At 33.6% G+C, this 14100-nt stretch carries 10 protein-coding genes; all 10 read right to left on the reverse strand.

The features are described from left to right. Positions 1–2 precede the first annotated feature (2 nt). The 10 genes from PHS07_01295 to PHS07_01340 all read right to left on the reverse strand — a co-directional run bounded on the left by PHS07_01295 (position 3) and on the right by PHS07_01340 (position 14099). Positions 3–281 (reverse strand): hypothetical protein, encoded by a 279-nt coding sequence (locus tag PHS07_01295; protein ID MDD4606963.1) that lies wholly within the window; start codon positions 279–281, stop codon positions 3–5. An 18-nt stretch (positions 282–299) separates the two neighbouring features. Continuing rightward, complete coding sequence (locus PHS07_01300) at positions 300–632, reverse strand: hypothetical protein (GenBank protein ID MDD4606964.1); 333 nt, start codon at positions 630–632, stop codon at positions 300–302. Between the two features lie 62 nt (positions 633–694). After that, entirely contained in the window at positions 695–1402 is a 708-nt protein-coding gene (locus PHS07_01305; protein ID MDD4606965.1) for an anaerobic ribonucleoside-triphosphate reductase activating protein, read from the reverse strand. A 3-nt stretch (positions 1403–1405) separates the two neighbouring features. Then, positions 1406–3577 carry a ribonucleoside triphosphate reductase gene (locus tag PHS07_01310; GenBank protein ID MDD4606966.1) on the reverse strand — a complete coding sequence of 724 codons (2172 nt, stop codon included), beginning with the start codon at positions 3575–3577 and terminating at the stop codon, positions 1406–1408. 173 nt (positions 3578–3750) lie between these two features. Further along, positions 3751–4938 carry a cell division protein FtsZ gene (gene ftsZ / locus PHS07_01315; protein ID MDD4606967.1) on the reverse strand — a complete coding sequence of 396 codons (1188 nt, stop codon included), beginning with the start codon at positions 4936–4938 and terminating at the stop codon, positions 3751–3753. A 33-nt stretch (positions 4939–4971) separates the two neighbouring features. Then, on the reverse strand, positions 4972–6213 hold the full coding sequence (gene ftsA / locus PHS07_01320) for a cell division protein FtsA (protein ID MDD4606968.1): 1242 nt from the start codon (positions 6211–6213) through the stop codon (positions 4972–4974). Between the two features lie 70 nt (positions 6214–6283). Beyond that, the gene (gene ybeY / locus PHS07_01325) at positions 6284–6709 is read right to left on the reverse strand and encodes an rRNA maturation RNase YbeY (GenBank protein MDD4606969.1); all 426 of its coding nucleotides are present in this window, start codon (positions 6707–6709) and stop codon (positions 6284–6286) included. Between the two features lie 3 nt (positions 6710–6712). Continuing rightward, a complete protein-coding gene (locus PHS07_01330) occupies positions 6713–8344 on the reverse strand; it encodes a hypothetical protein (protein ID MDD4606970.1) in 1632 nt (543 codons plus the stop codon). A gap of 50 nt (positions 8345–8394) precedes the next feature. Then, on the reverse strand, positions 8395–9042 hold the full coding sequence (locus PHS07_01335) for a hypothetical protein (protein MDD4606971.1): 648 nt from the start codon (positions 9040–9042) through the stop codon (positions 8395–8397). 35 nt (positions 9043–9077) lie between these two features. Beyond that, entirely contained in the window at positions 9078–14099 is a 5022-nt protein-coding gene (locus PHS07_01340) for an Ig-like domain-containing protein (protein ID MDD4606972.1), read from the reverse strand. Position 14100 lies beyond the last annotated feature (1 nt).

The following is a 14100-nucleotide window of genomic DNA, read 5'->3' on the forward strand; positions in this document are numbered from 1 at the left end:
AACTATTTTAAAAATTTCTTTTGACTTTGAATAGCTATCTCAATACACTCTTTTGGATCATAATTTAAATCATCGCACCATCGAATAGTTGAAAAAATTATATTGCCCATTTCTTTTTTTAATTCTTCGTCTGTATGAAGATTTTTATCTTTTATAGCGTCTCTTTCATAACGACAAATATCTCCAAAAACTTTACCCATTCTTACTATGATTTGATTTAAATTGAGCTTTTCTTCACCCCAAATTTGTCTGCCCATTATTAATAAATCTCTAACTTCCATTTAGTTTTTATTTAATGGTTATTTTGTATATTGTTGAATTAAATTATCAATTTCTTCTTGAGATAAATCTTGTAAATTTTTTGTTTGATTTTCTTGAAAAAGAGAATTAATTAAATTGCTTGGACTTGATTTTGTAAAATTTTCATATAAATTACCCAAGGATTTAATAAAAGGTGGCACATAAATTAAAGCCGAGGCAATTACCAAAAGAATAACTACAACCTGAAGACCAAACCAGATCTGCTGGAAAACTATCCATTTTCTAGTTCTTTTAGTCATAACTTTAATCTCTTGAGAAATTTGTAAATTTTTTTCTAACAAATCCTCTAATTTTTGTTTTTCTTCAGACATAAAATAATGCTTTAAAAAAATTAAATATATATCTATATTATAACAAAATAAAACTCAAAAATCTAATCTAATCCACGCACATAACACTCTTGAAAATTATCTTTAATCTCTCGTTCTATGGCTAATAGTTCTTCTTTGGAATACGGCTTAATCTCAACCAAATCATGGTTAATCATGGTTTCCTGTGGAATAAACCGTTGGATAACATAACGCTGTGCACCTTTTAATGTTTGACTAATTTCTAAAATATCATCTTTATTTAATAAACCCGGAATAATGGTTGTTCTAAATTCATATTCAATATCTGAATCTTTAATTAATTTTATACTTTTTTTAATTTTTTCTACGTCAATTTCAACGCCGGTTAATTTTTTATACTTATCTTTTTCTAAGGGCGCTTTAATGTCAACTGCCAAATAATCAACCAATTTATTTTTTAATAAATTTTCAATAATTTCTGGCCTTGTAGCGTTAGACTCAACACCAACTTTTAAATTTAATTGATGCACTTTTGCTAAAAAATCAGCTAATTCCGGCTGTAAAGTCGGCTCGCCTCCGGTAATCATTAAACCGTCAATTAAATTTTTATTTTCTTCTAAATACTCTAGAATTTTACTTTCTTCAAAAATCTTTAAATTAGTATTTTTTAAAACTAAATCCCGGTTATAACAAAATGGGCAGCGAAAATTACATCCCGCTACCCAAACAATTGACACAATTTTACCCGGCCATTCAATTAAAGAAGTTTTTTGAAAACCATTAAATTGCATAATTTAATTTTCTGGTTTAATTTGTTTTTCATCTAATTTTTCGGCTACATTAAGTTGTTTGTCATATTCTTTCCTCTGATGATATTCGGCTTGTTTGCCTTCATTCCATTGTTGTACTGGTCTTAAATAGCCCACCACCCGAGAATAAACTTCTGATGGTCGACCGCATGAAGGACACTCAAAATGCTCCCCACTGATATAACCGTGCTCAGCACAAACGCTAAAAGTCGGCGTTAAAGTAAAATAAGGTAAATGAAAATTTTCAGCAATTCTTTTGACTAATTTTTTAGTTGCTTCTATTGAGGGCATTTTTTCGCCAATAAAACCATGCAAAATTGTTCCACCAGTATATTTAGTTTGGAGATCATCTTGAAGTTTTAAAGCTTCAAAAATATCATCAGTTTTGTCAACCGGCAAATGAGATGAATTGGTATAGTAAGGACTCACTTGATTTTCTTTGTAATCTAATTCATTGGCGCAAATTATATCTGGATATAATTTTTTATCTTTACGTGCTAAACGATAAGAAGTGCCTTCAGCTGGCGTCGCCTCTAAATTATAAATATTGCTGGTTTCTTCTTGATATTTAATTAATTTATCACGCATAAAATCTAAAACCTTAACCGCAAAATCATGACCTTCTGGCGTATCAATGCTTTTATCTTTGCCTAAAAAATTTAAGCAACACTCATTTAAACCAACCAAACCGATGGTGTTAAAATGATTTTTCCAATACTCATTAAATCTTTCCTTGACACTTGATAAATAAAATCTTGAATAAGGATATAGACCTTCACTGGTAAATTTTTCCAAAGCTTCTCGTTTGATTTCTAAACTATTTTTTGCTATATCCATAAATTTAACCAAGCGTTCATAAAAATCTTTTTCAGTTTTAGCTAAATAACCTATCCGAGGCATATTGATCGTCACCACACCAATACTCCCGGTTAAAGGATTAGCGCCAAACAAACCACCACCACGCTTTCTTAAAACTCGATTATCTAAACGTAAACGACAACACATACTACGAACATCTGATGGGTCCATATCTGAATTGATAAAATTGGCAAAATAAGGAATACCAAATTTGGCAGTCATTTCCATAATTTTATCAACTATTGGGGAGTTCCAATCAAAATCTTTAGTAATATTATATGTTGGAATAGGAAAAGTAAAAACCCGACCGGCCGAATCGCCTTCAGTCATAACCTCTGCCAAGGCAATATTTAACATATCCATCTCGGCCTGAAATTCACCATAAGTCTCTTTTTGGGGTTGACCACCAAGAATAACCGGCTTATCTTTATAAGTCGAAGGAACATTTAAATCTAAGGTAATATTTGTAAATGGCGTCTGAAAACCAACCCGAGTCGGTACATTTGTGTTAAAAATAAACTCCTGCAAAGATTGTTTAACTTGTTTATAATCTAAATTATCGTATCTAATTAACGGTGCCAATAATGTGTCAAAGCTCGAAAAAGCCTGTGCTCCAGCTGCCTCACCTTGTAAAGTGTAGAAAAAATTAACTGCTTGACCCAAGGCAGATCGTAAATGTTTTGGAGGAGAACATTGTAATTTACCCCAAACGCCACCAAAACCCTTAAGCATTAAATCTTCCAAATCCCAACCGCAACAATAAGGCGCTAAGGTTTGTAAATCATGAATATGCAAATCGCCATTTTCATTAGCATCGCGAATTTCTTGAGGATAAATCTTTCCCGTCCAATAATGTTTAGAAACTGCTGAGGCAACATGATTATTTAAACCCTGCAAAGAATAACCCATATTGGCATTTTCTTTTACTTCCCAGTCTGTATTTTTTAAATAACCTTCAATTAAATTATCAGAATCAATAAATTGTTGTAAATCACGTAACCGCGCATGCTGTTCACGATACAAAATATAAGCTTTGGCTGCTTTAATCTGTTTATCTTTTATTAAAGACTCTTCAACCACGTCTTGAATCTCTTCAATCGCTGGAATTGATCTTGGATGAAACTTTTTATTTAAAGTTTCCATCGCTATATCAGAAATTTTTTCAGCTTTTTTTTCGTCTTCCAAGTCAACAGCTTTTAAAGCTTTAAAAATAGCTTGAGTAATTTTACTTTGGTCAAAATCAACAATTCGACCATCACGTTTGCGAACTTGTTCAATTTTATTTTTTTTGTAAACCATATTTTTAAAATATTTTATTATTTATTTTTTAAAAAATTAAGACTCAAAGAGAGCAAAAAAATAAGACACTCATAAAAAGTCTTATTTTTTATTATCTGTCAAATCTAGTTATAACTTATCTAAAAAATGATTTAAATCTGCTAAAAGTTGATAATTTTATTTTGATTTTTATTTTAGTCTATTTTTTTACGCAAAAAAGCTGGAATTTCTAATTCTTTTTCTTCGTCAGATTTACGCAAAAAAGCTGGTTCGTCTAAATCTTTTTCATCGCTGGTGTATTTATCAATTTTTTTTATGCCACTTTCTTCATCCCTGTAACCCTTTTCAAAAAAATGATCTTTTTTGGTCTGATAAGGAACCGTTTGGGTTTTATTATCCAATAAATAATTTCGATTACCAGCTGATTTTATTTTTTCAAAACCAGCTGCAATCACTGTAATTCTAATTTCATCCTTAAGTTTTTCATCTACGTCGGCACCAAAAATTATTTTAGCGTTAGTATCGGCCGATTCAGTAATAATTTTAGAAGCTTCATTAACTTCGTGCATAGCCATGTCTGGACTGCCAGTAATAGTAAATAAAATGCCCCGAGCACCTTCAATCGAACTTTCAAGTAACGGGCTAGTAATGGCCAATTTGGCTGCACTAACCGCCCGATTTTCACCATTAGCTTTGCCAATTCCCATTAAAGCCGTGCCGGCTTCTTTCATAACGGCTTTAACATCAGCAAAATCAATGTTAATTAAAGCTGGCACATTAATAATTTCTGAAATACCCTGGACTGCTTGTTTTAAAACTTCATCAACGACTTTAAAAGATTCGATTAAGGTTGTTTTTTTATCAATAATTTGTAACAATCTGTCATTAGAAATTGTAATAATAGCGTCTACTTTACCGGCTAGTTCTTCCCAGGCTCGATCAGCAATATTGCCACGCTGTAAACCTTCGAAAGCAAATGGTTTTGTTACAATTGCCACAGTTAAAGCGCCACAATCTTGAGCAATCTCAGCTATTACTGGTGCTGCGCCACTCCCAGTTCCTCCGCCCAGACCACAAGTCACAAAAACCATGTCAGATCCTTTTAATAAATCATGAATTTCGTTTTGGTTTTCTTCGGCTGACTTTTTTCCAACGTCTGGATCCATACCAGCTCCTAAGCCTTTGGTTAAATTTTTACCAATATGTAACTTTTTGGGCGCCGAAATACGAAGTAAGGCTTGGGCATCTGTATTAACAGCTACAAATTCAACTCCACGAATTTTAGATTCAATCATTCTTGAAATAACCGATCCTCCAGCCCCACCGACTCCTACAACTTTAATCCTGGCAAAAGTTTCTATGTTAGGTTTTACTTCTGGCATATATATTTAATTTAATAAATTTATAAAATATAACTAAGGAATAAATTTTTTTATAAGTTTCTTTATTATAGCAAAAATTTTATTAACAGACGAGCCGATCAAATTGTTTAAATTATTTTTACTACCCATCGCTTGGCTTTGTGCCCCCCAAACGACTAAACCGATACTCGCAGCAAAACCAGGATCGTTTAATTTATCAATCGCTATTAACATATCTTGAGGATAACCCAAACCAACGGATAACCTTAAGACTCTTTTCGCCACATCTCCCAAACCTTTTAATTTCACGCCCTGACCACACAAGACTACTCCTGCTGGCAACTTACCACTCCGATCAATTTCTTTTAATTCCTTGTCTACCATTTTAAAAATTTCTTCTACTCGCGCTTCGATAATCTCAGCGACGTGTTTTTGAGATACTTTTTCTTCCTCTTTTTCGTCAATTTTATGCAAATCAATTTCATCTCTTTTAGAAAAATCATCTGGTAAGGCTGATCCAAATTTTAATTTAACGACTTCAGCTATGTCAACCGAAACCCTTAATCCTAAAGCAATATCATTAGTGATATGCGCCGAACCAATTGGTAAAACTTTAGCCGTTAATAAATCTCCTTCTTCAAAGACTGCCACGCTAGTAGTTGTGTGACCAATATCAATCACTGCTACACCCAATTCTTTTTGTCGATTAGTTAAAACGGCTTCAGAGGCAGCTAAAATATTAAAAACCAATTGATTAATTTCTAAACCAGTTCGATAAACACATTTAGTTAAATTTTTAATTTGTGAAGATAAGCCTTCAATAATTTTAGCCTGAACTTCTAGTCTCACCCCTGTCATTCCAATCGGATCTTTAATATTATTTTGATTATCAACTGAAAAAACTTGAGGTAAAACATGAACGATTTCATAATTCGGTGGAGTAGCTACGGCTTGTGCCGCTTCTAACGCTCGTTCCACGTCACCTTCTTTAATTTCACCATCAGCTTTAGCTACGGCAACCACACCCTTACTGTCTTGAGATAAAATATGTGTACCTGTCACGCCCAAAATAACTTCTTCACAAGGCAAGCCCGTCATGCGCTCAACCTTTTCTAATGTTTTAGAAATACTGGCCACGGTATCTTCAAAACTATTAATTACCCCTTTAGAAATTCCCTCAGAAGAATTTTCAACTCCGCCAATAATTTTAATTTTACCTTGGGCATCTCTTTGACCCACGGCTATTTTAATATTTTCAGAACCAATATCTAATCCAATAAAAGTTTCCTCTTTCATGAAAGTTAAATTTAAAAATTAAACTTTATAATATATTAATTATAACTCTTTTTTAAAACCCGTCCAATGTTTATAACTTTTTTAAAATCATTTCTTCTTTTGTCGACATCTTTTTAGCCTCTTCATCAGTCTGATGGTCATGACCTATTAAATGTAATATACTGTGAACAATTAAAATTGTTAATTCTTTTTGGATTGAATGATTATTATCCTCGGCCTGTTTTTTAACTTGTGAATAATTTAAAATAATTTCACCCCAATAGTTTTTATCTTCTAATTTTATTCTTTTCTCAACTGGCACGCTAATTACATCTGTGACTTTGTTCTGTCCACGATATAATTTATTAATTTTTTTAATTTCTTGATCATTAACTATGGCTAAAGAAATGTGTGTCTGTGAAGATAATTTTAGAATCTTTAAAATTTTTTCCATAGTTTTTTTGAAAAAACCAGAGCTAATTCTACAAGACGTTAAATTGTTAATTTCAAGTTGCATGTTTTATTCTCGACTTATTCCACCGGGAGTAGCTAAATAATAACCAACATCATAATCGCCCGCTCCGACTTCTAACCTAAATCTTAACTCATAAGATTGATCATCTTGACTAACCTGATATTCATAATACATGCCACCTGGCTCTGGGTTAGCTGGAATGCTTGGCAAATAAACATCATCTAAACTCCGTAAACTCTCGCCAGTAATTAAACTTCCAGGATATATTCCATGATCTTGATAATACATTTCTAAAGCAGATTGAATCTGATCTATATGTTCTAAACGCACGGCGTCATATTGACTTTGGAGCTCTAAATCTGACAATTTAGGAAACTTGAAACTCTTAATCATCATTTTAAAAGTCGTTTTAAAATTAAGTTTTTCGTGACTGCCGTGATGATAGGTTAAACTATAAATTCTACCAGCATAGGCCGTATAAAGAGTTTGGCCATCAATACTCCAAACTGCATCTTGTCCATCTATTTTATCACGCTCAAGTTCATCTATATCCATGCCCGCCATTTGATTTCGGTACCAAGTTTCAATTGAAATATTGTCCGGATTATCCATTATAATAATTTCGATTGTTTCGCCGGTTGCTGAAGTTATTAAAGCTTCTTGGTTAGTTTCATCTAATGGTCTAGCTAGCCAACCCGCTGGATGAAAAACAGTATATTTATAAACTAAATTAGTATAAATGTTAATTAAACTTGAGGTCGCTAATTTAGCTCCATTACCCGCAACTGGACTATAAAGATTTATTAATTCTTCTCCATCAGGATAACTATCACCATCAGTATCAGCCATTAATTTATCAGTGTTATATAGCTCTTCTTCCGTATCAGTTAAACCGTCGCCATCCGAATCAGTAGTTGCTGGTAATTTTCCTTCCATATTCATATCTTCTACCAATAAAGACCGATCGATAACTAAAGAAAAATTATTAGAAAGAAAAGCACTCACGCTGGCGCTCACTGAGTTATTAATCGTATCTATATTCGAATTAATTTTTAACCAAGCTCCCTCAACTAAAAAAGCTATACTTAATCTTGTTTCTAATTCTTCAGTTATTTTTTCATCTGGTAAATAAGTTAAAATAATATCAGACTGATCACTTAAAAATATATTTTGTGGCATTAAAGTATAAACTGGACCAATAATTTTATATTTAGAATCAATATTTTGCATAACCTCACTAGGTATTTGTCCACTCAAACTAACTTCATCTGAAGAAATTTTGTCGGTTAAATTCAACCTTAATTCTGCCTTACCCTGAAAAGCTCCTTCGCTCTCAACATTATAGGATAATTCTAACGGTCCGACTGGTTGCGTCTCAACTTCTTCTTGAGGTAATTCTTGATTATTTTCTATTTGTTCTATTTCTTCTTTTGAAGATGGTTTTGGTATAACAGATTTATTATAAAAGAAAAGAAAATAAACCCCACCAGCTATTAAACCTAAAATTATTAATCCAATAACTATATACAAAAATAAACGTCCTATATTGGTGTCTTTTTCTTTAGCGACTGATTGATAACCAGCATCCACAAAACGTTCTGGCATGGTTTTAATTTTATCAATTTCAGACTGCCAAGCTGATTCTTCAATTTTAGGTGTTTTTTTATTTTCTTTCATAAATTATAAATTAATTTATTTTTAAATTATCTTAATGATTTAATAATTATTTAAAATCCCTGAGTGTCTTTGAGTTTTTGAAGCTCTTTTTCAAAATCCCTTAATTTACCTTCGCCCCGTGGATTATAATTATTTTTAACCTCTTCTCCGTCTGAATAACCATCACCGTCTGTATCTAAATTTAACGGATTAGTTTCATAAATTTTAACCTCATCCCGATCAAACAAACCATCTCCATCAGAATCAACATTATTTAAATCTGTGCCTAAAGCCATTTCTTCTTCATCACTTAAACCGTCATGATCTTGATCACTAATTTGCGTTTCCGCTTGTAATGGTATTGCAATTGGATTATCTGGAATTAAATTTTCTTCAGCTTGAATATTTATATTATCTAAATCTTTTTGAGTTACTGGTGATTTGTGTTTTAAAAAATACCAAACCCCGAAACTTAAACCAGCGACAATTAAAATTACTCCCACAATTAGGATAATTTTTTTTATAACACCACTCTTATTTTCATCGCGAATTTCAATCAAGTCATCTGCCCTTTGTTGCACTTGCGGTTGGGACGAAAATTGATTTGAATTTTGATTTGCGCTTTGAAGCTTGACTGGTTGCGGTCTATTTTTTTCTTTAACCGGATCATGCTGTGAAAAAATATCCTCCGGTTCTTGGTTTAAATTATCATTAAACATAAAATTATTTTTTAAAAATTAAATATTTTATAATCCTAACTTGCTGGACCTGTATATTTACATCCCTCTGGGGTAATTTTTAAATTAAAATCTCCGACATAATCATGATCTATTGCTTCAGTCTGATAAAGAATTCTACCACTGGGATCCAACCATTTTGTTATGTTATTATATTCCAAAACAACAAACAAACCATAGCTTGAATTTTTATCACAATTTCCAGAGGAGCATTCGCTATCATTCCAACAAGAAATCGGACATTTTGTAGTACTAAGACATGTTCCTACCCAACCAGTTGCGTCCTTACACCTACCCTCAATCCGATAACCATAAACATTTACATCAGCAACGCTACTAAATTTTTCACTGAGATTGTTCCAACAGGTTTCTTCATTCCAATTATCACCCACGGCAGTACAAATCCACTGATTGTTGGGATCTGTTGGAAGGTTAATGCCCAGCTGACTACTTAAATTATTTTGCCATGATGGCCATTTACTATAAGTTTGGCCTTTAATATAAGAACCTGATTCTAATTTTGGATAATAACCATATTCCAATCTGTAATTTTCTAAAGCTTCAGCTATGTCATTTAAATCGGCCAACCTAATTACATCACGAGCTAACTTTTGTTTATCTTCTAAACTAGTTAAATTTGTATTTAATTTAAAATTATTTAACATTTGATTAAAAATATTTATCACCAGCTCAGAGGCTCCTTCAGAATAAGAAATTAAATAAATATTAGTATATAAATTTGATCCAGTATCATTAGCACTATTAATATAAACTGTTCGACCGATTTGGACAGATGGATAACCATCAACTGGCATATGTGAATCTGGGGTAGTATAAATACCCTCTTGTCGTTGTGACCATTTAATAGGTGATAAATGTAGAGGATTTTTCCAAACCTGAATACCAATACTATTATGAATACATTCTCCCTGTTCTTCGGTACAGATTGTATTATTACAATTTATAGTTGGATCATTACTGCAATAGGCAAAAGGCATTAAATAGTTTGCTAACATACCGACTGTCGTATTACTAGGTGGCGTTTGCACGCTCGTTGGCACCGGTAAATCACCATCTTTACAATATGAAGTGCTAAAATTCATATTATTTAATGGAAAACTATTCCACTCATCAGTACATGTGCCAGGTATCGGACCGGCAAAAGAAGAAATATTCACCGAAGCAGTGCCAATTTTTCCATTAGTCTCGGCCTCGATATTAGTTGTATCACCATCATCTAACGAACTAGCTAAAGAAATACCCATTTCCAAATCAATATTGGAAATAACATTAGCAACCGAAAGATCGGTTGAACTCCAATTATAATTATCTACACACACACCGCCACCATCAACATCGTAAGCTTCAGCTCTAAAAACATCATTATATGTTCTACCAGCGTCAACCGTTGTATATTCTTTTGATGTTGGAATAACTTCAATATTATTTATTTCGCACAAACTATCATTCACCGTAAATTCATAAATACAATTGATTCCCTCACCAATACCTGTCACACCTCTTGATGTAGCATCTTCACAACCACCCTCCTTAAAAGAAATCCCTTTAATATTTTTTATACCTCCGCCTTCTTTACCTCCAATTAAGGTTATACTATAATCTCCAGGTTCCAATAAACAATCATCAGCTGATATAGAAAAACCAGAAGAATTTGTTCTAATAATAATACCCGAGTCCGGACCATCAATAACTATATTGGTCGAATTTAAACTCGATTGATCCATGGAAATACTAGGATCAAAATTAAAATACCAAGTTGAATTTTTACATTGTTCTAAGGCTGGATTTGGCGTACTAATTAACCTAGGCGCCGAATAACAACAATTATCCAACAAACTACAGCCCAAATCTGCACTACCACCTGAAGCACATTGATCATCTCGAGTACAACCACAACACAAGCCTCGGTTATCTCCCATACATTCGCCAGCTTCAGTACAAACCAATGGGTTGGGACAAGTATTAGCTCCAATCTCACAACAACAATTACAATTACCGCCAGAAGACATACAATTATAAGCATCCCCCCTACAGTCACCAACACACATACCCTCAATAGAACAATCTTCGTTTGGATCAAAAATGTCGCTACCAACCACCACATCAATATTACTTGTATCACTATAAATTGTACCATCAATTTCAACATTAATTTTGGTACTACCTACTTTCAAACCCTCTACTTCACACTCATCTCCTGACGAAATTGGGTTAGCGATGGACATATCTAAAACGTCCCAAATATAATTTAATCCCGAAATAATAATCGGCGCATTATTACAATTTCCCGACGATGTTGGTGTGGCATGAAAATTATAATTTTTTCCAATAAAAATCGTTCTACTGTTGGGTGAAAGATCTACCCCATCTGCTTCACAGGGAGTTGGATCACTTTTTGTTTTAAAAATCCATGAATATGAATTATTAAAAGTCGCTCCATATTGATAATTTAAATCACCTAAAGTTCTTATAGAATCCATTGATGATTCTAAGCTTTCCATTAATACTATTCTGTAATAATGATCTGGGTTTAATGTATCAACGGGCTCAAAAATTACTTCATTACCCTCACCACTACTTGGATTAAAATTAGTCAAACTAAGCTCTGTAGGAGATAAACAGTCAAAAGTCGTACAATCTAATAATTTAATATTTGAATTATTAAACATATCTGCATTCATGTCTTCATTGAATTTAACTTTAAAAGCTGTATTTGTGCAAGCAAGTTTATCACAACTACCATCGTCACATCCACAGTTGGGCCATTTATTTATCACCTTTGGATTATTTAGACAAGTACACCCAGGAATCTGACAAGTGCCATCTGGACACATGTCATGCATCGGATCACAACTTCCTGGCGTTGTTGGGGTACCATCACACGAAAGTGCTACCCCACACGGAATATAAAAATCTAAAAGATTACTGTCTTCAACCTTAATTGGGTAATACCCATTCGCAGCAATCACGCTTGAATTAGGAATACTTACTCCCGCAATACGTGTCGTAGTGGCACCACTGTAGCTCGAATTAAAACTGCCAAAATAAACCTGGCCACTAGTCGGTAAATGTGTACCTATAATAATATTAACTGTTTCTCCGGCCGAATTACATTCCGGATCAACATAACAAATTCCAGGCCCAGCATCTGTTAAATAATTAAACGTAAAAAGATTACTGTGACTATTGGCACCACTCAAATCAGCCCGTTTAATTTGTATTTCTCCTATTGTATTGGGAGCAACACCGGTTGGCACTTGAATAATTATTCTTTTATCCGTCCAAGTATTTCCACATTCGATAGGTGGGGTAACTCCATCATATACACTTCCATTTGAAATAAACTTTACTACACCGTCCGCTCCAAAATTATAACCAAAAATTGTAATTAATTGACCTGGACCGCCTCTAGCTCCGTCACTACCACTTACATCTGTAATGTGTGGACTTAAAATTTTAAATGAATTATTTGAAACAATGCTCATGCCATCACCTCGCACAACTTTAACTTTGCCAGACACAACACCGTTCGAAGTCCCACCAGCCGCTGGTGCCTTAACCCTTATCTCTCCAGGCCCCCAATTATTCAAACATGGCAAACTTAAATCTATTTTATAGTATCCACTCATACCATTATCAAAACAATATTTTGTGCTCGAATCTATAGTAATACCATTATTCAAAATCAATCTGCCGGTCGCACCTAAATAATTTCCCTGAATTACTATTTCATCATTATGATAACCTTCGTTAGTTACGCTAGTAATACTTGGATAACATTCTACTCCAGTTCCGGTTTCAAAGTTCCAACTATAGTCACTAACCAATGGATTACCACACACGTCTCTAACGCCATCACCCATCGGGAAACGGGCATCCTTCCACTCATCTGCCCTACTCCCTCCTCCTCTTATTTTTACATCATAGGGAGTGTTTTCGAAATAATTTTCACCGAAGCTAAAAGTAAAACCATCACCACCCGAAAATAAAATATTTGCAATTTCTCTGGGTGGATTTAAAATAAAATTTGATTCATTTACAGTACTAATATACATTGACTCATTAAAAACTACATCCAAAGGACAGCTTAAATGAATATCCGTTGCTAAATTTTCCGGACTAGTAGATTCCACCATTGGACCTTCCCCATCTACCTCATCAGAAAACCTAAAATACCACTCTTCGTCATCAATTAGACTCTTTCCATCGACACCACTTAAACCAGATCCAACTATTGCCTTATACCAATAATTAGGTTGATATAAGCCAGTGTCTGCCTGAAAAATAAAATAATTATTATTAATTTCAAAATTACCAACCAAAGAAGTTGTATTGCAAACATGTTCCATGATCGTATTATCTCCGGTTAAATCTTCTTCGCATTTTAAAACGCTAAAGTTATCTTCTACGGTTGATCTTTCTATATTTCTATCAAAAACAACTTGAACAGGACGACTAATATATTGACACATCTTTATATTATTACCTGTCGGATCTTTATATGTTATTTGCAACTGTGTTGAGTGATGAACCGGCGTACAATCGGGGTCACAACTACATCCAGGATCACAACTTAGAGTAATGTCACATTCGCAATCTCCGGGAGGGTCATCTGGCCCCCACGGACCTTGTCCGGTTAAAATATTAAACACCACCATCACAATTACCCAAGCTAATAAAATAATTGCTAAACCAATCACTCCATTGATTAAAGTTTTTTTAGCTTTATCAACTTTATCTTGATTGCCACCTGCCGTCATCCATTGAAAACCGGCATAAATAATAATAACGACTGCGATAAAACCCAAGAGAGCCAAAACGCCATCAATAATTTTTTCAATTGTTTCCATAATATCGACGTCATCCGAGATTGCATATTTAGAATCAGGTAAATACGGTAATTCCTGTGCTAAAACTTGGCCAATCGGCGTAAAAATAAAAAAGGCCAGCATTAATAAACTGGATAAAACAAAACTAACCAATAAACCTTTTAAAAATGGTAATTTTTTGACAAGCATG

It is taken from the genome of Patescibacteria group bacterium (genome assembly GCA_028707495.1).
Taxonomy (GTDB): domain Bacteria; phylum Patescibacteriota; class Patescibacteriia; order UBA2591; family JAQWAS01; genus JAQWAS01.

What these genes read in the sequence shown, in the direction of transcription:
- PHS07_01295 (MDD4606963.1), bottom strand. Translation starts at nt 281, where the DNA reads ATGGAAGTTAGAGATTTATTAATAATGGGCAGACAAATTTGGGGTGAA.
- PHS07_01300 (MDD4606964.1), bottom strand. Translation starts at nt 632, where the DNA reads ATGTCTGAAGAAAAACAAAAATTAGAGGATTTGTTAGAAAAAAATTTA.
- PHS07_01305 (MDD4606965.1), bottom strand. Translation starts at nt 1,402, where the DNA reads ATGCAATTTAATGGTTTTCAAAAAACTTCTTTAATTGAATGGCCGGGT.
- PHS07_01310 (MDD4606966.1), bottom strand. Translation starts at nt 3,577, where the DNA reads ATGGTTTACAAAAAAAATAAAATTGAACAAGTTCGCAAACGTGATGGT.
- ftsZ (MDD4606967.1), bottom strand. Translation starts at nt 4,938, where the DNA reads ATGCCAGAAGTAAAACCTAACATAGAAACTTTTGCCAGGATTAAAGTT.
- ftsA (MDD4606968.1), bottom strand. Translation starts at nt 6,213, where the DNA reads ATGAAAGAGGAAACTTTTATTGGATTAGATATTGGTTCTGAAAATATT.
- ybeY (MDD4606969.1), bottom strand. Translation starts at nt 6,709, where the DNA reads ATGCAACTTGAAATTAACAATTTAACGTCTTGTAGAATTAGCTCTGGT.
- PHS07_01330 (MDD4606970.1), bottom strand. Translation starts at nt 8,344, where the DNA reads ATGAAAGAAAATAAAAAAACACCTAAAATTGAAGAATCAGCTTGGCAG.
- PHS07_01335 (MDD4606971.1), bottom strand. Translation starts at nt 9,042, where the DNA reads ATGTTTAATGATAATTTAAACCAAGAACCGGAGGATATTTTTTCACAG.
- PHS07_01340 (MDD4606972.1), bottom strand. Translation starts at nt 14,099, where the DNA reads ATGCTTGTCAAAAAATTACCATTTTTAAAAGGTTTATTGGTTAGTTTT.